The organism is Devosia sp. 919 (genome assembly GCF_013185965.1).
In the GTDB taxonomy this organism is placed as follows: domain Bacteria; phylum Pseudomonadota; class Alphaproteobacteria; order Rhizobiales; family Devosiaceae; genus Devosia.
This window is the reverse complement of the sequence record NZ_JABAOL010000001.1, coordinates 23,639-42,233: the sequence shown is the minus strand read 5'-3', so window position 1 is coordinate 42,233 and position 18,595 is coordinate 23,639. Positions and strand designations below refer to the sequence as shown.

The 18,595-nt window shown below is 63.1% G+C and carries 22 protein-coding genes; 17 read left to right on the top strand and 5 right to left on the bottom strand.

Annotation, left to right across the window (positions count from 1 at the left end; translation table 11 throughout):
- Positions 1-58: 58 nt before the first annotated feature.
- Entirely contained in the window at positions 59-829 is a 771-nt protein-coding gene (locus tag HRQ64_RS00200) for a Bax inhibitor-1/YccA family protein (protein ID WP_127754739.1), read from the bottom strand.
- A 201-nt stretch (positions 830-1,030) separates the two neighbouring features.
- Between HRQ64_RS00200 and thpR the strand changes: the two genes are divergently transcribed.
- From thpR to HRQ64_RS00165, 8 genes are all read left to right on the top strand, one after another.
- Entirely contained in the window at positions 1,031-1,570 is a 540-nt protein-coding gene (thpR, locus tag HRQ64_RS00195) for an RNA 2',3'-cyclic phosphodiesterase (protein ID WP_127754738.1), read from the top strand.
- A 216-nt stretch (positions 1,571-1,786) separates the two neighbouring features.
- A complete protein-coding gene (locus tag HRQ64_RS00190; protein WP_172121547.1) occupies positions 1,787-2,308 on the top strand; it encodes an invasion associated locus B family protein in 522 nt (173 codons plus the stop codon).
- Between the two features lie 90 nt (positions 2,309-2,398).
- Positions 2,399-2,902: an invasion associated locus B family protein gene (locus tag HRQ64_RS00185; RefSeq protein WP_172121546.1), complete on the top strand. Its 504-nt coding sequence runs from the start codon at positions 2,399-2,401 to the stop codon at positions 2,900-2,902.
- 4 nt (positions 2,903-2,906) lie between these two features.
- Positions 2,907-3,128: an amino acid transporter gene (locus HRQ64_RS00180; protein WP_172121545.1), complete on the top strand. Its 222-nt coding sequence runs from the start codon at positions 2,907-2,909 to the stop codon at positions 3,126-3,128.
- Positions 3,125-3,250: a hypothetical protein gene (locus tag HRQ64_RS20315; RefSeq protein WP_282567565.1), complete on the top strand. Its 126-nt coding sequence runs from the start codon at positions 3,125-3,127 to the stop codon at positions 3,248-3,250. The genes HRQ64_RS00180 and HRQ64_RS20315 overlap by 4 nt, the downstream gene beginning before the upstream one ends.
- Positions 3,251-3,345: 95 nt before the next feature.
- On the top strand, positions 3,346-4,548 hold the full coding sequence (rlmN, locus tag HRQ64_RS00175) for a 23S rRNA (adenine(2503)-C(2))-methyltransferase RlmN (protein ID WP_172121544.1): 1,203 nt from the start codon (positions 3,346-3,348) through the stop codon (positions 4,546-4,548).
- A gap of 10 nt (positions 4,549-4,558) precedes the next feature.
- Positions 4,559-4,963, top strand: coding sequence for a VOC family protein (locus HRQ64_RS00170; protein WP_172121543.1), 405 nt, complete (start codon positions 4,559-4,561; stop codon positions 4,961-4,963).
- Complete coding sequence (locus tag HRQ64_RS00165) at positions 4,963-5,343, top strand: restriction endonuclease (RefSeq protein ID WP_172121542.1); 381 nt, start codon at positions 4,963-4,965, stop codon at positions 5,341-5,343. The genes HRQ64_RS00170 and HRQ64_RS00165 overlap by 1 nt, the downstream gene beginning before the upstream one ends.
- Before the next feature lie 2 nt (positions 5,344-5,345).
- Here the strand turns inward: HRQ64_RS00165 and HRQ64_RS00160 are convergent, their stop codons facing one another.
- Positions 5,346-5,504 (bottom strand): YqaE/Pmp3 family membrane protein, encoded by a 159-nt coding sequence (locus tag HRQ64_RS00160; RefSeq protein WP_072343446.1) that lies wholly within the window; start codon positions 5,502-5,504, stop codon positions 5,346-5,348.
- Between the two features lie 51 nt (positions 5,505-5,555).
- Positions 5,556-6,203, bottom strand: a complete 648-nt coding sequence (locus HRQ64_RS00155; protein ID WP_172121541.1) for a LysE family translocator — start codon at positions 6,201-6,203, stop codon at positions 5,556-5,558.
- A 114-nt stretch (positions 6,204-6,317) separates the two neighbouring features.
- On the opposite strand from HRQ64_RS00155, the gene HRQ64_RS00150 reads away from it, so the two are divergent.
- The 5 genes from HRQ64_RS00150 to HRQ64_RS00130 all read left to right on the top strand — a co-directional run bounded on the left by HRQ64_RS00150 (position 6,318) and on the right by HRQ64_RS00130 (position 13,733).
- Positions 6,318-7,544, top strand: a complete 1,227-nt coding sequence (locus HRQ64_RS00150; RefSeq protein WP_172121540.1) for an argininosuccinate synthase — start codon at positions 6,318-6,320, stop codon at positions 7,542-7,544.
- Between the two features lie 115 nt (positions 7,545-7,659).
- Positions 7,660-9,753: an EAL domain-containing protein gene (locus HRQ64_RS00145; RefSeq protein WP_248307174.1), complete on the top strand. Its 2,094-nt coding sequence runs from the start codon at positions 7,660-7,662 to the stop codon at positions 9,751-9,753.
- A gap of 60 nt (positions 9,754-9,813) precedes the next feature.
- Positions 9,814-11,034 carry a chromate efflux transporter gene (gene chrA, locus HRQ64_RS00140; protein WP_172121538.1) on the top strand — a complete coding sequence of 407 codons (1,221 nt, stop codon included), beginning with the start codon at positions 9,814-9,816 and terminating at the stop codon, positions 11,032-11,034.
- A gap of 186 nt (positions 11,035-11,220) precedes the next feature.
- Positions 11,221-13,032, top strand: a complete 1,812-nt coding sequence (gene typA / locus HRQ64_RS00135; RefSeq protein WP_127754726.1) for a translational GTPase TypA — start codon at positions 11,221-11,223, stop codon at positions 13,030-13,032.
- A 92-nt stretch (positions 13,033-13,124) separates the two neighbouring features.
- A complete protein-coding gene (locus tag HRQ64_RS00130; RefSeq protein WP_172121537.1) occupies positions 13,125-13,733 on the top strand; it encodes a DedA family protein in 609 nt (202 codons plus the stop codon).
- Positions 13,734-13,772: 39 nt separating this feature from the next.
- Here the strand turns inward: HRQ64_RS00130 and HRQ64_RS00125 are convergent, their stop codons facing one another.
- Positions 13,773-14,270 carry a DUF3597 domain-containing protein gene (locus HRQ64_RS00125; RefSeq protein ID WP_172121536.1) on the bottom strand — a complete coding sequence of 166 codons (498 nt, stop codon included), beginning with the start codon at positions 14,268-14,270 and terminating at the stop codon, positions 13,773-13,775.
- 153 nt (positions 14,271-14,423) lie between these two features.
- Between HRQ64_RS00125 and HRQ64_RS00120 the strand changes: the two genes are divergently transcribed.
- The 4 genes from HRQ64_RS00120 (at position 14,424) to HRQ64_RS00105 (ending at position 18,088) form a co-directional block, all read left to right on the top strand.
- Positions 14,424-14,714 (top strand): YggT family protein, encoded by a 291-nt coding sequence (locus tag HRQ64_RS00120; protein WP_127754723.1) that lies wholly within the window; start codon positions 14,424-14,426, stop codon positions 14,712-14,714.
- Positions 14,698-15,024, top strand: a complete 327-nt coding sequence (locus HRQ64_RS00115; RefSeq protein WP_349236725.1) for a DUF167 family protein — start codon at positions 14,698-14,700, stop codon at positions 15,022-15,024. The genes HRQ64_RS00120 and HRQ64_RS00115 overlap by 17 nt, the downstream gene beginning before the upstream one ends.
- Before the next feature lie 153 nt (positions 15,025-15,177).
- The gene (locus tag HRQ64_RS00110) at positions 15,178-17,319 is read left to right on the top strand and encodes a sodium-translocating pyrophosphatase (protein ID WP_172121535.1); all 2,142 of its coding nucleotides are present in this window, start codon (positions 15,178-15,180) and stop codon (positions 17,317-17,319) included.
- Positions 17,320-17,536: 217 nt separating this feature from the next.
- Positions 17,537-18,088, top strand: coding sequence for a dihydrofolate reductase family protein (locus tag HRQ64_RS00105; protein ID WP_172121534.1), 552 nt, complete (start codon positions 17,537-17,539; stop codon positions 18,086-18,088).
- On the opposite strand, the gene HRQ64_RS00100 is transcribed toward HRQ64_RS00105, so the two are convergent.
- Positions 18,085-18,543, bottom strand: a complete 459-nt coding sequence (locus HRQ64_RS00100; protein ID WP_172121533.1) for a MarR family transcriptional regulator — start codon at positions 18,541-18,543, stop codon at positions 18,085-18,087. The two genes, HRQ64_RS00105 and HRQ64_RS00100, sit on opposite strands and share 4 nt — an antisense overlap.
- Positions 18,544-18,595: the final 52 nt, after the last annotated feature.

Genomic DNA, 18,595 nt, shown 5'->3' with positions numbered 1-18,595 from the left:
GACTGCGGTCCCCAAACAGTGTCCATCGAAATCCGCGGCCCAGGGCCGCGGGTCGGAATTATTCGCGGTTGCCGAACAGGCGGAGCAGCATCATGAACAGGTTGATGAAGTCCAGATACAGCGAGAGCGCACCCATGATGGCGTTCTTGGCGAGCGTGTCGGCACCATGGTGCTCGGCATAGCTTTCTTTGATCTTCTGGGTGTCATAGGCGGTCAGGCCCACAAAGATCAGCACGCCGACAGCGGAGATGATGAACTCCATCATGCTCGACTGCATGAAGATGTTGACGATCGAGGCGATGATCAGGCCGATCAGGCCCATCATCAGGAAAGAGCCCATCGCCGTCAGGTCACGCTTGGTGGTGTAGCCATAAAGGCTCATCGTGCCAAAGGTTGCCGCGGTGATGAAGAACACCTTGGCGATCGAAGCGTCGGTGTAAACCAGGAAGATCGAGCTCATCGACAGGCCCATGATCGCCGAGAAGGCCCAGAAAGTGGCCTGGGCGGCGGGCACGGAGAGCTTGTTGATGCCAAAGCTCAGCACCATCACGAAGGCGAGGGGCGCGAGCATCACGACCCACTGCAGCGGGCTGGCATAAAGCAGGTAACCCCACTGGGTCACATACTGGCCATTGGCCAGTTGGGCCACGGCGGCATCTGGATTGGTGGTGATGGCAGCGGCGGCAGCAAACCAGGCCGCAAGGCCAGTTACCACCAGGCCAATGCCCATGTAATTGTAGACGCGCAGCATGTAACTGCGCAGGCCCTCGTCGATGGCTAAGGCCGAGCCGGCCCGCGCATTCAGGGTCTGACGGTCATATTCAGCCATATGCACTATCCTTTCACTGACGGATAAGGCGGTTTCCTCCCGCCGAGGGCGTTGTTGGGCGCCACTTGATCGGTAATATGGATGGGGGAGAAGTCCTTTACAACCCTGTTCGCCCAGCCGCGACGATTCGACTGCCCCTCTCAGGCAGTTATGCTAGGCTGGCTGCGATTGTCTTGCCTGCCCGCGGGCAAAGGAGGCCTCATGCCCCGGCTGTTTACTGGCCTTGAAGTTCCCGGCGATATCGCCTTTGCCCTGTCGCTCAAGCGCGGCGGCCTCAGCGGCGCGCGCTGGATCGATGCCGAGAATTACCACATCACCCTGCGCTTCATCGGTGATGTGGATCATGGCACCGCCAATGAAGTCGCCGACAGCCTCGACCGGTTGAGCCAGTCTCTGAGTTTTCCGGTGCGGCTGACCCATCTGGGTGCCTTTGGGGGGGCCAAGCCGCGCGCGCTTTATGCCGCAGTTGAGCCCAGCGAGGCGCTCAGCCGCCTGCAGGCGGCCCAGGAGCGGGTGCTGCAGCGCGCCGGCCTTCCCGCCGAGGGCCGCAAATTCGTGCCCCATATAACCTTGGCCAGGTTGCGCGGCTCGGCGCCCGAGGAGGTGGCCCGCTTTATCGCCGAGGCCGGGCGCTTCGAGCCGCTTGAATTCACGCCCAGGCGCTTTGTGCTGTTTTCCAGCCGTGACTCGGTGGGTGGCGGCCCCTATGTGGTCGAGCAAAGTTATTCGCTCGAAGCGTGAGCCGCTCACGGCAGTGTTAACGCGAGCTTGACCCTTTACCTGCAAAGCACGTCATTGCCGCTGCCCCGCGCCTTTTTAGCGTCACGATTGCCGCTCACTTGATGGCTAGCGCTGGGGCGTGGCGGCGCTTGACACCTTAGTAACCATGTGGGGCTTAAGCTTGCGAGCAGCAAATCCCACTAGATGCGTACCTTCAAAGATGAGGAAGATTTGGCGATGACGTTGAAAACCGGTAGCCTTGTGTTTGGGCTCGCGGTCGGCGCGGTCATGGCTCTGGCCCCTGTCGCGCAGGCGCAGCAGGCAACCGAGCTCGGCAGTTTCAATGCCTGGACCGCCTGGCAGGCGACCGATGCTTCGGGGGTGCTCTGCTATATCTCGGCCGCGCCGCAATCGAGCGAGCCCGCCGGTGTTAATCGCGACCCCGTTCACTTCATGATCATTCACCGTAAGGGCATGGGCACCAAGAACGAGGTGCAGACCATTATCGGCTACCCCTTCAACAGCAGTGACGCCAAGGCTAGCGCTTCGATTGATGGCAAGTCCTATCCGATGGTCACCGAGGGCTCGGCGGCCTGGCTGGCTTCGACCGGCGACGAAGGCGGGTTTGTCCAGGCCTTCAAGGGCGGCACTAAGCTGCAGGTGCGCGGAACCTCCCAGCGCGGCACCAACACGATCGACACCTATTCGCTTTCGGGCGCCACGGCGGCGATGAACGCCATCGACGCAGCCTGCGCCTGATCGGGGCTGGACCCCGCTCGAGCAATCCTCCTATCCGGGCGAGGTGCCGCGTCGCGGCCCTCGTCCTTCCTGTGTTTGATGAGGCCCCTTATGGTTTCGCGCTTTGTTTCGCTTGTGGTCGTGGCCAGCCTGCTTTCGGTTGGCAGCGCTGCAGCCCAGTCGGTGCGGCTGCTCGGTGATTTCCGGGACTGGTCGAGCTATGCAGCGTCCGATGGGGCCGGGCCGGTCTGCTTTGCCATGACCAAGCCCACCACCGTGACCCCCACGCCCGATGGCTATACGCAGGCCTATCTCTACCTCACCAGCCGGCCCGGCGAAAATGTCGCCAGCGAGTTCAATCTGGTTGCCGGCTTCACCTTCCAGCCCGATAGCGGCGCGACCGTCACGGTGAATGGGCAGACCTTCAATCTCTTTACCCAGAACGATGCCGCCTGGCTCGACGATGCCGGGCAAAGCGATGCGCTCGCCAGCGCCATCCGGGCCGGCTCGAGCCTGGTCGTTGAAGGCACCACCAGTGCCGGCATCAAGGTGGCGCAAACCTTCTCGCTCGCCGGCTCCACCGCTGCCACCCAGGCCGTCTCCGCCGAATGCTGAGGGATTGAGCAAGCTCGTCCGCAATGAACAGCGCAAGCTGACCGCCACTTACATGAATGGCGTACCCATGGCGCTGGTGGGGATTGGTGCTTTGGCGCCGATCGTGGCGCTGGCGCAATCGTCCAGTGGCTCGCCCACTGCAGCCTTCGTGGTGGTTGGTTGTTTCATCAGCAGTTTGGGCTTACATTGGCTGGCAAGACGCCATCTGAAAGGACTGGAAGAATGATTGAGTGGGGAGTTGTTGCCAACTTTGCCGTCGTCATCATTGCCGCCTTCTCGGTTGCTCTCACGGCTTCGCTGTTTGATCGCCCCACCCAGGGCAAGGATCATCCCGCGCCTGGCGAATAGCAGCCCCTCAGCACCTCCCGGGCCCGTGACTTTGCGCCGGCGCGCCCCATATGCTATTGGCCACCTGATCCCGCACCTTCCGGACCTTTGCCCCCATGAGCATTGCGCTTAATCTTGACCATTCGTCTGCCGTGCGTTCGCCGGTCGCCAGCCGGCCTTCGCTGATCGGCCTGGGCAAGCCGCAGCTCGCCGAGGCATTGGTGGGCGCGGGCATTGCCGAGCGCGAAAGCAAGATGCGCGCGAGCCAGTTGTGGAACTGGCTTTATGTGAACGGGGTCACCGATTTCGAGCGCATGACCAATGTCGCCAAACCGGTGCGCCAGCTGCTGGCCGACAAGTTCATCCTTGATCGCCCCGAGATCGTTTCCGAGCAGGTTTCGAGCGATGGCACCCGCAAATGGCTGTTCCGCTTCCGCGATCCCGCCAATCCGCTCTATCCACCCGTCGAGGTGGAAACCGTTTATATCCCCGAGCAGGACCGCGGCACGCTTTGCGTTTCCTCCCAGGTCGGGTGCACGCTTACCTGCTCGTTCTGCCATACCGGCACGCAAAAGCTTGTCCGGAATCTCACCGCCGGGGAAATTCTCGGGCAGGTGCTGATGGCCCGCGAGCGGCTGGGCGATTTCCCCGGCGGCAGCCGCCCCGATGATGGCGGTCTTGTTCCGGCTGACGGGAGCCGTGCCATCACCAATATCGTGATGATGGGCATGGGCGAGCCGCTTTATAATTACGAGAACGTCAAGCAGGCCCTGCTGATCGCGTCGGCGGGCGACGGCATGAGCCTGTCCAAGCGCCGCATTACCCTTTCGACCTCTGGCGTCGTGCCCTTTATCGAGCCCACCGGGCGCGAGATCGACGTGATGCTTGCCATCTCCCTGCACGCCACCAACAATGATTTGCGCGATGTGCTCGTGCCCATCAACAAGAAGTGGCCCATCGAAGAACTGCTCGAGGCCTGCCGCAATTATCCGGGCCTCTCCAATGCCCGCCGCATCACCTTTGAATATGTGATGCTCGATGGCATCAATGACAGCGATGCCGAGGCGCGCGAACTGGTGCGGTTGCTGGCGGGCATTCCTGCCAAGATCAACCTCATCCCGTTCAATCCCTGGCCCGGCTCGAACTATGGCACCTCGCCTTCCTCGCGGATCGAGCGCTTTGCCGATATCGTCAACAAGGCCGGCTATGCCAGCCCCGTGCGCACGCCCCGCGGGCGCGACATCTTTGCTGCCTGCGGCCAGCTCAAGAGCGAAAGCGAGCGCTTGAGCCGCAAGGATCGCGAAGCGCTCGCCGGCTAAGGGAGCAGCGATGGGCGGCGATCCGGCATTGATCCCCGAGTTGTCCGTCGCCGATCTCTCGCGCAGTCTGCGCTTTTACTGCGAGCTCCTGGGCTTTGCCGTTCGCTACGAGCGGCCCGCCGAAGGCTTTGCCATGCTGGAGCGGGAAGGGGCCCTTCTCATGCTCGACCAACTCGGCTTGGCTCGAGACTGGAAGACGGGGTCGCTCGAGCCTCCCTTCGGGCGCGGCATCAACTTACAGATCCGCGTCAGCGCCCTTGATCCCGTGCTCGAGCACCTTGCGGCGGCCGGCGTCGCGTTGTTCCTGCCCGTTGAAACCAAGATCTATCAGGCGGGCAGCGGCGTGGTGCGGCAACGCCAGTTCTGTGTGCAGGATCCGGACGGGTATCTGCTGCGCTTCGCCGAAATCGGCTGATGCCAAGACCATCGCAACGGCGCATCGATGCGGCCATCGCGGCAGCGGAGCGCTTGGCCGCGGCGAGGGCGCCTTTGATCTGCCCCCTGTGCGAACGCCCCATCCCGCCCGAAGCCAAATCCAGCCGCCATCATCTGACGCCGCGCCTCAAGGGCGGTACCCATTTGGGTACGGTGCAGCTGCACCAGATCTGCCACAGCGCCATTCACGCGCGGTTTTCCGAAACCGAGCTGGCGAGCAAGCTCAACGACGTCGAGGCGCTGCGGGCCGATCGGGAACTGGCCGAGTTCATTGCGTGGGTGCAAACCAAGCGGCCCGACTTCCACGCCCCCACTCGCATGACGCGGGAGCGGCGCGCCAGCCGCAAGCCGCGCGACTAGTTCTATTTGCGCAAGATCACCCACACGGCGTGGATCAGGCCGGGGAAATAACCCAACAGCGTTAGCAGGATATTGAGCCAGAACTGCAGCCCGAGCCCCACCTGAAGAAAGACGCCGACCGGTGGAATGATCACCGACAGGATAATGCGCAGAACGTCCATGCCTTGCCCTCTTGTTTTGCCGGGCTAACGAACAAACGCGGCCAGCCGTTCCTAGCGGCGCCCTTCGGCAAGGAGGATGGTCAGGGCAAAACCGGTGAACACCGCCGCAAAGCTCCAGTTGAGCGCGCGCTGCACTAGCTTGTTGGTCGCGAGCAGGCCCGCCATGCGCTCGGCCGCCAGCACCATGGCAATGGCCACCGGAATGGAAACCAGGATGAATTCGCCCCCCAGGAAAAACAGCTTGCCGGGCGCGGCCGGATCGTGCCGGTCGACGAACTGGGGCAGGAAGGTCACGAAGAACAGCACCACTTTGGGATTGAGCAGATTGATCCCGATCCCGGTGGCATAGCTTTCGCGCAGCGTTGGCGTCCGGGCCGCCCGTTCGGCCAGGCGCAGCCCGCCTCCATGCATCACCGCGCCATAGGCCAGCCACAATAGGTAAAGGGCGCCAGCGATCTTGAGCACGAGAAATGCCGTCGGCGCCGCCACGATCAGCACCGAAATGCCAAAAGCGGCCAAGCCCGTATGCACCAGGATGCCGCTCATCGCCCCCGCTGCCGTGGCAAAGCCATGCCCACGCCCGTAATTGATGGCGCGCGACATCTGTAGCGCCATGTCTGGTCCGGGCGTGATCGCCAGCACGAAAGCCGCCAGCGCAAAGGCGAGCAGCACGGAAAGATCGGGAACAAAGGCGGGCATAGGGGTGCTCAAGAAATTCGGCCCGGACAATTGCATGCCCGGCCCGGGCTGAATAGGGTGCGCCCGATTTGTGGCGCCAGCTGGCGCCAACCCCCAAGCGCAAGAACCAAAGTTATGGCAAAAGACATCAAGAAGGTCGTGCTCGCCTATTCGGGCGGCCTGGATACCTCCATCATCCTCAAATGGCTGCAGGAAACCTATAACTGCGAAGTGGTGACCTTCACCGCGGATCTCGGGCAGGGCGAAGAGCTTGAGCCGGCGCGCCGGAAAGCCGAGATGTTCGGCATCAAGGATATCCGCATTGAGGACCTGCGCGAGGAATTCGTGCGCGACTTCGTGTTTCCCATGTTCCGCGCCAACGCGGTGTATGAGGGTCAGTATCTGCTGGGCACCTCCATTGCCCGCCCGCTGATCGCCAAGCGCCTGGTTGAAATCGCCCAGGAAACCGGCGCCGATGCCATCTCCCATGGCGCCACAGGCAAGGGCAATGACCAGGTGCGGTTCGAATTGACCGCCAATGCGCTCGACCCTTCGATCAAGGTGATCGCTCCCTGGCGCGAATGGGACCTGCGCAGCCGCACCCAGCTGCTTGATTATGCCGAGCGCAACCAGATCCCGGTGTCCAAGGACAAGCGGGGCGAGGCCCCGTTCTCGGTTGACGCCAATCTGCTGCACACCTCCTCGGAAGGCATGGTGCTGGAAGATCCCGGCGTGCCTTATCCCGATTATGTGCCCCAGCGCACGGTTGATCCCGAACAGGCCCCCAACGAGCCCGAGATCATCACCATCGGCTACGAAAGGGGCGATCCGGTTTCGGTCAATGGCGAAAAGCTGTCGCCGGCCGCGCTGCTGACCAAGCTCAATGAGCTCGGTGGCAAGCATGGCATTGGCCGACTTGACCTCGTCGAGAACCGCTTTGTCGGCATGAAGTCGCGCGGGCTTTATGAAACCCCCGGCGGCACCATCATGCTGGTGGCCCATCGCGGCATTGAATCGATCACCCTCGATCGCGGCGAAGCTCACCTCAAGGACGAGCTGATGCCCAAATATGCCGAGCTCATCTACAACGGCTTCTGGTTCTCCCCCGAGCGCGAGATGCTGCAGGCCATGATCGACAAGAGCCAGGACTATGTGTCGGGCGAAGTCACGGTGAAGCTCTACAAGGGCAGCGCCAATGTGATTGCGCGCACATCGCCCAACTCGCTTTACTCCATGGACCTCGTCACCTTCGAGGAAGGCGCGGTCGCTTATGACCACCATGATGCCGAGGGCTTCATCCGCCTCAACGGCTTGCGGCTCAAGACTTGGGCGGCGCGCAATCGCAAGGCGGAGCGCCCATAAGCCTTCCGCGTTAATCGGGCCTTAAGAGCCGACCTCTAGCGTTAGTCCGTTGTGCGCAAAGCACCGCGGAAGGGGTCGGCTCGTGCGGGCATTGGACGCTGGAAGTTTGAGCGAGATGTCCGGGGCGCTGCTGCTGGATGCGGCGCTCCAAAGCATGCCCTATGGATTTTGCGTGTGGAGCCCCCAATTTCGCCTGGTGCTGTGGAACCAGCATTATTGCGAAATCTATGGTTTTGAGCCCGAGCACCTCCAGGTCGGCATGACGCTCAAGGCGGTGGTGGGGATCTCGTCGAGCCTGGGCAATCACCCCGACCAGACCCCCGAGGCCTTTTACGCGGCCTATGCCGGCGAATTGCTGGCCAATCGCGACGGCGCGCGCCATAAAAGCCAGGAAGCAGTGCGGGGCGGGCGCATCATCGAAACCGCCCATGTGTTCAATCCGGCGCTGGGCTGGGTGATCACCCATGAGGACGTGACCGAGGAAATCGCGCGTACCGAAGTGATGCAAAAGCGCGGACGCGAGCTCGAGCGCCAGAACATCCGGCTCGACGCGGCGGTCAACAATATTTCCCAGGGCCTGTGCATGTGCGACGCCCAGGGGCGCCTCGTGATCTGCAACGAGCCCTATCAGCGCATCTACAATCTGCCCGAGGCGCTGGTGCGGCCCGGCACCCAGCTCGAAGAAATTTTGGGCCACCTGTTCGATAGCGGCATGAGTTCGGGCACGTCCCGGCAGCAATATATCGCCTGGCGCCGCGACATCATCGCGCGCGGCGAATACGGCAAGAACGTGCATGAATTCAACGGCCGCGTCATCATGATGCAGCACCATCCGATGAAGGATGGCGGTTGGGTGTCGAGCCACGAAGACATCACCGAGCAGCGCCAGATCGAGGCGCGCATCCGCTATCTCGCCCGCCATGACGCCCTGACCGATCTGCCCAACCGGGTGCAGTTCCTCGAGGAAATGGCCAATGCGGAAGCCGCGATCGGGCGCGGCGAACAGGCGGCGGTGCTGTATATCGATCTCGACCACTTCAAGGGTGTCAACGACACGCTGGGCCATGCGGTGGGCGACGAGCTGATCCGGGAAGCCGGGATGCGCTTGTGGCGCACGACGCGCGACAACGACCTGCTGGCCCGTCTGGGTGGCGACGAATTTGCCTTGCTGCTGCGCTCGGTGTCGAGCGAGGCCGATGCCGCCAAGGTGGCCAACCGCATCGTCAAGGCAATGGCGGCGCCCTTCACCATTGGAGAGCACCAGATCGATATCAGCGCCTCGGTTGGGATCGCCATGGCGCCCCAGGATGGGGTGAACACCGATACCCTGGTCAAGCATGCCGATATGGCGCTCTACAAGGCCAAGGCGGATGGCCGCTCCACCTTCCACTTCTTTGAAACGGGTATGGACGAGGAGTTGCAGCAGCGCCGCAGCATCGAGGCGGGCCTACGGGCCGCCCTGGCGCGTGACGAGCTGCGCCTCGTCTTCCAGCCTTTGCTCGATCTGGAGCAAAACAAGATCGGCTGCGTCGAGGCCCTGTTGCGCTGGGATTGCGCGGAGCGCTCGATTTCTCCCGCCGAGTTCATCCCCATTGCCGAGGAAACCGGCCTCATCGTGCCCCTGGGCGAATGGGTGCTGCGCGAGGCCTGCCGCACGGCCACCACCTGGCCCGACGGGGTGCGCGTTGCAGTGAACCTGTCAACCGTCCAGTTCCGCAACAAGGAGTTGGTGAGCGTAATCCGCTCGGCCCTTGCCGATGCGGGCCTGCCCGCGAGCCGCCTCGAGCTCGAAATCACCGAATCGCTGCTGCTCGCCGACAACGAATCCACCCTGCGGGCGCTGCATCAGCTGCGCGCCATGGGTGTGCGCATCTCCATGGACGATTTCGGCATCGGCTATTCCTCGCTTTCCTATCTGCGCTCCTTCCCCTTCGACAAGATCAAGATCGACCGCTCCTTCATGCGCGATCTGACCACCCGCAGCGACAATCTGGCTATCATCCGCGCGGTGATCGGGCTGGGGCAGAGCCTCGGGATGACCACCACGGCCGAAGGGGTGGAAACCCCCGAACAGCTCGAACTGGTGCGCGCCCTGGGTTGCTCGGAAGTGCAGGGGTTCCTGTTTTCCCCGCCCCTGGCCCCGGCCGTGCTCGAGCTGATGCTTATTCGGCAAGTCGAGCACACCCGATTGCTGCGCGCGGCCTCCTGAGCGCCGCTGGTGAGCGGTGGCGTTATCGCGCTGTCATAACTTGAGGCTAAGGGTGCACGGATGAGCCGAGCCGACGCCCCCACCGCCCCGCCTGCCGGCACGCCGGGCGAGGTTTTCGCCGCCTTTTTAGCCCTGGGACTGACCTCCTTTGGCGGCCCCATCGCCCATCTCGGCTATTTCCGCGACGAACTTGTCGCCCGCCGCGGCTGGGTGGATGAGCATGGCTATGCCCAGCTCGTAGCCTTGGGGCAGCTCCTGCCGGGGCCGGCCTCCAGCCAGGTCGGTTTTGCCCTGGGCGTGGTGCGCGCCGGCTGGCTCGGCGGGCTGGCAGCTTTTGTTGGCTTCACCCTGCCATCGGCCCTCCTGATGCTGGCCTTCTTTGCCGGCCTTCTTGCCCTTCAGGGACCAGCCCTGTCTGGGGCGCTCCATGGCCTTGAATTGGTGGCGGTGGCTGTTGTGGCCCAAGCCGTCTGGGGCATGCGCGGGGCGCTCCTCACCACGCCCTCCCGCCTTGGCGTGGCTGCCCTGGCGCTGGTGTTGCTGGCGCTGGTGCCCGGTATTGCCGGGCAGCTTTTGGTGATGAGCCTTGGCGCGCTTTGTGGCCTTCTGCTGGGCTGGGGCAACACCAGCGGTACCAGCGCTTCCGTGCCTGCCGGAGCCTTGTCGATGCGTATGGGCATCGCGCTCCTTGCCGCCTTCGCCCTGCTGCTCCTTGGTCTGCCGCTGCTCGCCGCTGCGGGGGTGGGCGGCTTTGCCGTGCAGTTCCTTGATGCCTTTTATCGCACCGGCGCCCTGGTGTTCGGGGGCGGGCATGTGGTGCTGCCCTTGCTGGAAGACAGCGTGGTGGCGCCCGGCTGGGTGTCGCCGCCAACCTTTCTGGCCGGCTATGCCGCCGCCCAGGCGGTGCCGGGGCCGCTGTTTGCCTTTGCCACCTTCCTTGGCGCTGCCGCCGCCCCGTCCGGCTACACGCTGCTGGGTGCGCTCGGCGCAACGCTCGCCATCTTCGCGCCCGGCTTGCTGCTGATGGGGGCAGCCTTGCCGTTGTGGCGCCGCCTAGCCGCTGTTCCCGCCGTCGCCCACCTGATTGGGGGCGCCAATGTGGCGGTGGTGGCGCTGCTGGCTGCCGCCTTGTTTGATCCCGTGGCCACATTGGCCCTGCGCACCCCCTTGGATTATGCCCTCGCCGTAACCATCTATTTACTACTCGCGGTCGGTCGCGTGCCGCCCTGGATTTTGGTCGGCGCGACCGCGCTTGGTGGATGCCTTTTGGCCCTTGTGTGACGCGGTGCATTGCCGCCCTGCAGTCACAGGGATTGTCCGATGGCGCTAAAACCTGTAATAGCCGCGACAAAAGCGCCGGTCCTGCCTGTTAGCGGGTGGCGTTGTTGTTTTCCTTCATGGTTCAACTCGTTGTCGCCGCGTGGCGGTTTGTGGGCGTGAATCATGCATTCAAAGGCTCCGCCCCTAATGTCCTTGCGCAATATCGCCATCATCGCTCACGTTGACCATGGCAAGACCACCCTGATCGACGTGCTGCTCAAGCAGTCCGGCTCGTTCCGCGAAAACGAACGCGTCGAAGAGCGCGCCATGGACAGCAATGACATCGAGCGCGAACGTGGCATCACCATTCTCGCCAAGGTGACCTCGCTGCTCTGGAAAGACACCCGCATCAATATCGTGGACACCCCCGGCCACGCCGATTTCGGCGGCGAAGTCGAGCGTATCCTCTCCATGGTCGATGGTGTCGTGATCCTCGTCGATGCCGCCGAAGGCCCGATGCCCCAGACCAAGTTCGTGCTTGGCAAGGCGCTGGCCCAGGGCCTGCGTCCCATCGTGGCCATCAACAAGATCGACAAGTCGGACGAGCGGCACCTCGAAGTGCTCGAAGAAATCTTTGATCTCTTCATCGCCCTCGACGCAACGCCCGAACAGCTCGACTTCCCGATCCTTTATGGCGCTGCCAAGCAGGGCTGGATGAGTGCCGATCCCGCCGGTCCCAAGGAAAGCCTCGCGCCGCTGCTCGACAAGGTCATCGAGCATGTGCCCGAGCCCAAGGTCGAAACCGGTCCGTTCCGCATGCTGGTCACCACCATCGAGCGCAATGCCTTTCTCGGCCGCATCCTGACCGGCCGCATCTTTTCGGGCTCGGTCAAGGCCGGCGATCCCATCCATACGCTCAGCCGCGAAGGCAAGATCGTCGAAAAGGGTCGCGTTTCCAAGGTGCTGGCCTTCCGTGGCCTCGAGCGCACCCCCGTGGATGTGGGCGAAGCTGGCGACATCGTCGCCATTGCCGGTCTCGAAACCTCGACCGTTGCCGACACCATTTCCTCGCCGACCAATATGGAGCCGATCGCCTCCAAGCCGATCGATCCGCCGACCCTGTCGGTCACCTTCCGCATCAATGACGGCCCACTGGCCGGCCGCGAAGGCGACAAGGTGCAGTCCCGCGTGATCCGCGAACGCCTGATGCGCGAAGCCGAAGGCAATGTCGCCATCAAGGTGACGCCGGGCGATGACAATGACAGCTTCGACGTGGCTGGCCGCGGCGAATTGCAGCTGGCCGTTTTGATCGAAAACATGCGCCGCGAGGGCTTCGAGCTGACCATCGGCCGCCCTAAAGTGCTGATGAAGGAAGAAAACGGCGTCAAGCTGGAGCCGATCGAGGAAGTCATCATCGACGTCGATGACGAGCACACCGGCACGGTCGTCCAGAAGATGACCGAGCGGAAGGGCGAGCTGGTCGAAATGCGCGCTTCGGGCGTTGGCCGTACGCGTATTCGTCTCCTGGTGCCAACCCGCTCGCTGATCGGCTACCAGCCTGAATTGCTGAGCGATACCCGCGGCACGGCCATCTTCAACCGGCTGTTCCACTCCTTTGCCCCGTTCAAGGGCGAACTGCCCGGCCGTCGCACCGGCGTGCTGATCTCCAATGGCACCGGCCAGTCCGTCGCCTTTGCGCTGTGGAACCTCGAAGATCGCGGCCCGATCATGATCGATGCTGGCGTCGACATCTATGAAGGCATGATCATCGGTGAGCACAGCCGCGACAACGACCTTGAAGTGAACGCACTCAAGGGCAAGCAGCTGACCAATATCCGCACCACCTCCAAGGATGAGGCGGTTCGCCTGACCACGCCCAAGAAGCTTACCCTGGAGCAGTCGCTCGGCTATATCGCCGAAGACGAATATGTCGAGGTGACCCCCAAGTCGATCCGCCTGCGCAAGATCTGGCTCGATCCCAATGATCGCAAGCGCGCGCTGCGCTCCAAGGCCGGTTAAAAACACTAGGGGCTCCGTTGGAAACAACGGGGCCCTTACCCTTTTTTGGCGTTTTGCGGTAATGGTGCGCCCCATCGGAGACGGAGTGAATCATGAGCGAGTGGATCATCGGCACCATTACCCAATGGAGCTATCTGGGGATCTTTCTCCTGATGGTGGCCGAGAACGTCTTTCCGCCCATTCCCTCCGAGCTGATCATGCCCTTTGCGGGTTATGTGGCCGCCAGTGGCGAGCTTAATGGCTGGGGCGTGCTGCTCGCCGGCGTGCTGGGGTCGCTCGCGGGCACGTCGGTCTGGTATTTCGCAGCCCGCCTTTTGGGCCTGCATCGCTTCACCCTGCTTTGCAATCGCCTTGGGCGCATCGCCACGGTCAGCGAAGACGATATCGACAAGGCCGTGCACTGGTTCGACCGCCATGGCATCTGGGCGATCCTGGTTGGGCGCTTGATCCCCGCCATCCGCACCCTCATTTCCGTGCCGGCCGGTCTTGCTGCCATGCCCTTTGGCCGCTTCATCACCGTTTCGGCGATCGGCACCGTGCTTTGGACCGGGCTCCTGACCGCCTCGGGCTATCTGCTCCACGAAGGCTATGAGGCGGTGGAAGCCTGGGTCGATCCGGTCTCAACCGGCGTCGTGATCCTTGCCGTCGTCATCTATCTCTATCGCTTCGCCACCTGGAAGCCGATCAAGGATATCGGCTAGAACAGGCGCCCGGCCAGAAGCCGGACGCCGTTTGGCTGTTTAAAGCAGTTCAGCGGGCACCTTGCCGCCATTGTCGGCGAGCTTCTGGATCACCGCCTTGTGCAGCCAGATATTCATGGCCGCGCTGTCCTCGGTGCTGCCGGTGTAGTTGAGCTCCTGGGCCAATTCCTTGCGCGCGGCAAGGCTGCTGTCGATACCTAGAGCTTTCATCAAATCGACAATGGATTTGCGCCAGTCCAGCGTTTGGCCGCTCTTGGCCACCGCGGCATCAAGGATCGCAGCCACGTCGACCTGCGCCCCGCTGCTGGCGCCAGTCGCCGCCGGGGCCGCTGCAGCATTGCCCTGGGCGGCTGGTGCTGTTGGCACCGGCGAGGAAGCTGCGGCCGGCGACGCGGCAGCGCCGGCCGGCTGGCGGCTTGGAGCTGGTGCGGCCGGGGCAGCGCTTGGGGATGCCTGCGCGGGGGCCTGCGCGACGATTGTGGGCTGCGCCTCGTGCTTGCCGAAGATCTTGTCCTTGATGTCGCTGAAAAAACCCATTGCTTGGTTCCTGTTTGTTGTTGGAGCCACTCAACGTCTCGGGCGCAACCCTGTTCCGGGGATCGTCGCTGCCAGCCTTGCATGGGCACTCTTGCCGGAGCGGCGCCGAAGCCCTAGATAGCGCCTAGTTATTTCGCGAAGGATCATCCGCTCATGGCCGCCGTCCTCGATGTCATCATGGTTGTCCTCCAGCTCTACTGGTGGGTCGTGCTGATCATGATCATCATGAGCTGGCTGATTTCCTTCAACGTCATCAACACCCGCAACGAGTTCGTCGCGGCGGTCTGGCGCATGGTCAACCAGCTGACCGAGCCGGTGCTGCGCCCGATCCGCAACATGCTGCCCAATTTCTCGGGCCTCGATATCAGCCCGATCGTGCTGTTCCTGATCATCTTCTTTATCCAGCAGGTGATCCTGCGCTACGGCTATCCCAACGTCGTTTGAGCCAACGCTCCCCTGGCGGATCGATGCCGCCGGGCTGACCCTACTGGTGCGCGTGCTGCCCAATGCCGGGCGCACCGCCCTCGACGAAATCATGGTGCTGGGTGATGGGCGCGCGGCCCTCAAGCTGCGCGTTGCTGCCATCCCCGACAAGAACAAGGCCAATGACGCGGTGATCGGCCTGCTTGCCGGAGTGCTGGGCGTATCTCGGTCGGCCATTCGCATCACCTCAGGCACCACCGCGCGCCTCAAGACCCTGCGCATCACTGGCAACGGTCCCGCACTTGCTGCGAGCCTCGCTGCCGCCCTGTAGCAAGGCCGCGACAAAACATCGCATTAGCGATTGCCTTGCCGCCCATTCCCCCGCATCATCGCCGTGGAGGGGGTTCGTGGAGGAGCCGGCTCCGCCGATTGGAGGATCGGCGCACCGGGAGCGGATCCCTCAAGGCATTGAGGGGACTTGTGCATGACTTTAGCTTTGTGGCTGATCGTCGTTTGTGGCGGTCTGAGTGTTGTTTATGGCGTGATCACCACGCGTACCCTGTTGGCCGCCGATCCCGGATCGGCGCGCATGCAGGAAATCTCGGCTGCCGTGCGTGAAGGCGCCTCGGCCTATCTCAAGCGGCAATACACCACCATCGCCATTGTCGGCGTGGTGATCTTCATCGCCGCCTGGCTGTTGCTGGGCACCTATGCGGCCATCGGCTTTTTGCTGGGCGCCGTGTTGTCCGGCGCCGCCGGCTTTATCGGCATGAATGTTTCGGTGCGCGCCAATGTGCGCGTCGCCCAGGCCGCCACGACTTCGCTCGCCCGCGGGCTCGATCTGGCCTTCAAATCGGGTGCCGTCACCGGCATGCTGGTCGCGGGGCTGGGGCTCCTCGGCATTACCGTCTACTTCCTGCTGCTGACCGGCATCGGCTATGCGCCCACCAGCCGCACCGTGATCGATGCCTTGGTGGCGCTGAGCTTTGGCGCTTCCCTGATCTCGATCTTTGCGCGCCTGGGCGGCGGCATCTTCACCAAGGGCGCCGATGTGGGCGGCGACATGGTGGGCAAGGTCGAGGCCGGCATCCCCGAGGATGATCCGCGCAACCCAGCCACCATCGCCGACAATGTGGGCGACAATGTCGGCGATTGCGCCGGCATGGCCGCCGATCTGTTTGAAACCTATGTGGTCACCATCGTCGCCACCATGGTGCTCGCCGCCATCATCCTGCCCGAAGCGCTCAAGCTTGCCGGCATGGTGCTGCCGCTCGCCATTGGCGGCGCCTGCGTTTTGACCTCGATCGCCGGCACGTTTGCGGTCAAGCTCGGGGCCAGCAACAACATCATGGGCGCGCTTTACAAGGGCATCATCGCCACCGGCGTGCTGTCCCTGATCGTGCTCGTGCCCGTGCTCTGGATGATCTTTGGCGACATGAACCTTCTGATCGAAGCCAGCGACAAGGTCTTTACCCCCTGGTCGCTGTTCTGGTGCGGGGTGACGGGCCTGGCCATCACCGGGCTCATCATCGTCATCACCGAATATTACACCGGCACCGGTCGGCGCCCGGTCAATTCCATCGCCGAAGCCTCCGTCACCGGCCACGGCACCAATGTGATCCAGGGCCTTGCGGTGTCGCTCGAATCCACCGCGCTGCCTGCGCTGGTGATCATTGCCGGCATCATCATCACCTACTCGCTGGCAGGCCTCTTCGGCATTGCCGTCGCCGTGGCTACCATGCTGGCGCTGGCCGGCATTGTCGTCGCGCTCGATGCCTTTGGCCCGGTCACCGACAATGCCGGCGGCATCGCCGAAATGGCGGGCTTGCCGGCCGAAGTCAGGCACAACACCGACGCACTCGATGCCGTGGGCAATACCACCAAGGCCGTCACCAAAGGCTATGCCATCGGCTCGGCCGGGCTTGGCGCCTTGGTACTCTTTGCCGCCTATACCCAGGACCTGATCTACTTCTCGGCCCTGCCCGATGCCCCCGCGATCTTCCAGGGCATGGGCACGCTCACCTTCTCGCTCGCGGACCCCTATGTGGTGGTGGGCCTGCTCTTTGGTGGCCTGCTGCCGTTCCTCTTTGGTGGCATGTCGATGACGGCGGTGGGGCGCGCCGCCCAATCGGTCGTGGTGGAAGTGCGCCGCCAGTTCAAGGCCGATCCCGGCATCATGGCCGGCACTTCCAAGCCTGATTATGCCCGCGCCGTGGATATGCTGACCAAAGCCGCCATCCGCGAAATGATCGTGCCGTCGCTGCTCCCGGTGCTGTCGCCCATTGTGGTGTTCTTCCTGATCAACTGGATCGCTGGTCCCGCCGCCGGCTTTTCCGCCCTCGGGGCCATGCTGATGGGCGTGATCGTCACCGGGCTCTTTGTCGCCATCTCCATGACCGCCGGCGGCGGCGCCTGGGATAATGCCAAAAAGAGTTTTGAGGACGGCTTCACTGACTCCCACGGCGTCGTGCACCACAAGGGCAGCGACGCCCACAAGGCCTCCGTCACCGGCGACACTGTCGGCGATCCCTACAAGGACACGGCTGGCCCCGCCGTCAATCCGATGATCAAGATCACCAATATCGTCGCCCTGCTACTGCTCGCCGTCCTAGCGCACTGGGGCTAGCAAGGCATCCGCCTCGACCGAAACTCAAGAAGGCCCGGGTGTTTCCCGGGCCTTCTTGCCATCAGCAGGGAACCCGAAGCCCCCTTGCCCCCGGAAAACACCGACTGATCCTTTCGAGCTAAACGGAGGGACCCCCAACAAAATCGCCGCAGAATTGTCGAACTCGGGCCGTTCTGTGCGTCGCAAGAGCAAGTGTCATCCAGATCAGGACAACATCATGCGAAAACTCATAGCCGGCCTGTTTTACTCCGTGGATGGCGTCGCCGAAGCGCCCGACCAGTTTCAATTCGATAGCTTTGACGACGAACTGGGCACCCTGATGGACCAGACCATCAGCAGCATCGACGCGGTGTTGATGGGCCGCGTCGGCTTTGAGCAATGGGCCGGCTATTGGCCCAATGCCAGCCAGGACCTCGATTTTGCCGAGTTCATCAATGGCGTGCCCAAATATGTCGCCTCCGAAACCCTGACCCCGCCGCTTGCTTGGAGCAATGCCGAGCTGATCGAGGGGGACCTCCTCGATTTCGTACGCCGGCTCAAGAACCAGCCCGGCGGCGATATCGCCGCCATGGGCGGGTTGTCGCTGGTGCGCCAATTGCTGCTCGCGGGCCTCATGGACGAGCTGGTGCTGATCATGCACCCGGTGATTGCCGGCAAGGGGCGGCACCTGTTCGGCCCCGATGATCCGACCACCCGCCTCGAGCTCAAGAATATGGAGCGCACCAGCAAGGGCAATGCCATCCTCACCTATAGCCGGCGCGCCGATTAGGCGGTCGATGGGGCAAGGGCTGGATCTTGGTGTTCCAGTGCCGCGATGATCTTGCCGATTGCGGCAAAGAACGCCGCCTGTTCGGCGCTGGAAAGGCTCGCCAGGGCCAGAGCATTGATCGTGTGCACCACCCGCTCCACCTCGGGCAGCAGGGCCAGCCCGGAAGGGGTCAGCACGACGAGCGCGCTGCGCCGGTCCCCCGGGTCGGGCCGGCGGCTGATGAAGCCGTCGCGCTCCATGCGGTTGAGCGTTGCGGCCATTGTCGGTTGCTCCACGGCCGCGCGGCGCGCCAGTTCCTTTTGCGTCAGCGTTCCCCCGTCGCCCAGGGCGAACATCACCGGCATATAGGCGGGCGCAATGCCTGTGGGCTGCAACTGGCGGTCCAGTTCGCGCGCAAACAGTCGCGCGGCCCAGTTGGCGAGGTACCCCGCCGAAGTTTCACGGCTCAGTGCCATTTACATAGCTTGCTATCTTTGTTCATAGTATGCTATGTATAGGCGGTCCCTC

What these genes read in the sequence shown, in the direction of transcription:
- HRQ64_RS00200 (WP_127754739.1), bottom strand. Translation starts at nt 829, where the DNA reads ATGGCTGAATATGACCGTCAGACCCTGAATGCGCGGGCCGGCTCGGCC.
- thpR (WP_127754738.1), top strand. Translation starts at nt 1,031, where the DNA reads ATGCCCCGGCTGTTTACTGGCCTTGAAGTTCCCGGCGATATCGCCTTT.
- HRQ64_RS00190 (WP_172121547.1), top strand. Translation starts at nt 1,787, where the DNA reads ATGACGTTGAAAACCGGTAGCCTTGTGTTTGGGCTCGCGGTCGGCGCG.
- HRQ64_RS00185 (WP_172121546.1), top strand. Translation starts at nt 2,399, where the DNA reads ATGGTTTCGCGCTTTGTTTCGCTTGTGGTCGTGGCCAGCCTGCTTTCG.
- HRQ64_RS20315 (WP_282567565.1), top strand. Translation starts at nt 3,125, where the DNA reads ATGATTGAGTGGGGAGTTGTTGCCAACTTTGCCGTCGTCATCATTGCC.
- rlmN (WP_172121544.1), top strand. Translation starts at nt 3,346, where the DNA reads ATGAGCATTGCGCTTAATCTTGACCATTCGTCTGCCGTGCGTTCGCCG.
- HRQ64_RS00170 (WP_172121543.1), top strand. Translation starts at nt 4,559, where the DNA reads ATGGGCGGCGATCCGGCATTGATCCCCGAGTTGTCCGTCGCCGATCTC.
- HRQ64_RS00165 (WP_172121542.1), top strand. Translation starts at nt 4,963, where the DNA reads ATGCCAAGACCATCGCAACGGCGCATCGATGCGGCCATCGCGGCAGCG.
- HRQ64_RS00160 (WP_072343446.1), bottom strand. Translation starts at nt 5,504, where the DNA reads ATGGACGTTCTGCGCATTATCCTGTCGGTGATCATTCCACCGGTCGGC.
- HRQ64_RS00155 (WP_172121541.1), bottom strand. Translation starts at nt 6,203, where the DNA reads ATGCCCGCCTTTGTTCCCGATCTTTCCGTGCTGCTCGCCTTTGCGCTG.
- HRQ64_RS00150 (WP_172121540.1), top strand. Translation starts at nt 6,318, where the DNA reads ATGGCAAAAGACATCAAGAAGGTCGTGCTCGCCTATTCGGGCGGCCTG.
- HRQ64_RS00145 (WP_248307174.1), top strand. Translation starts at nt 7,660, where the DNA reads ATGTCCGGGGCGCTGCTGCTGGATGCGGCGCTCCAAAGCATGCCCTAT.
- chrA (WP_172121538.1), top strand. Translation starts at nt 9,814, where the DNA reads ATGAGCCGAGCCGACGCCCCCACCGCCCCGCCTGCCGGCACGCCGGGC.
- typA (WP_127754726.1), top strand. Translation starts at nt 11,221, where the DNA reads ATGTCCTTGCGCAATATCGCCATCATCGCTCACGTTGACCATGGCAAG.
- HRQ64_RS00130 (WP_172121537.1), top strand. Translation starts at nt 13,125, where the DNA reads ATGAGCGAGTGGATCATCGGCACCATTACCCAATGGAGCTATCTGGGG.
- HRQ64_RS00125 (WP_172121536.1), bottom strand. Translation starts at nt 14,270, where the DNA reads ATGGGTTTTTTCAGCGACATCAAGGACAAGATCTTCGGCAAGCACGAG.
- HRQ64_RS00120 (WP_127754723.1), top strand. Translation starts at nt 14,424, where the DNA reads ATGGCCGCCGTCCTCGATGTCATCATGGTTGTCCTCCAGCTCTACTGG.
- HRQ64_RS00110 (WP_172121535.1), top strand. Translation starts at nt 15,178, where the DNA reads ATGACTTTAGCTTTGTGGCTGATCGTCGTTTGTGGCGGTCTGAGTGTT.
- HRQ64_RS00105 (WP_172121534.1), top strand. Translation starts at nt 17,537, where the DNA reads ATGCGAAAACTCATAGCCGGCCTGTTTTACTCCGTGGATGGCGTCGCC.
- HRQ64_RS00100 (WP_172121533.1), bottom strand. Translation starts at nt 18,543, where the DNA reads ATGGCACTGAGCCGTGAAACTTCGGCGGGGTACCTCGCCAACTGGGCC.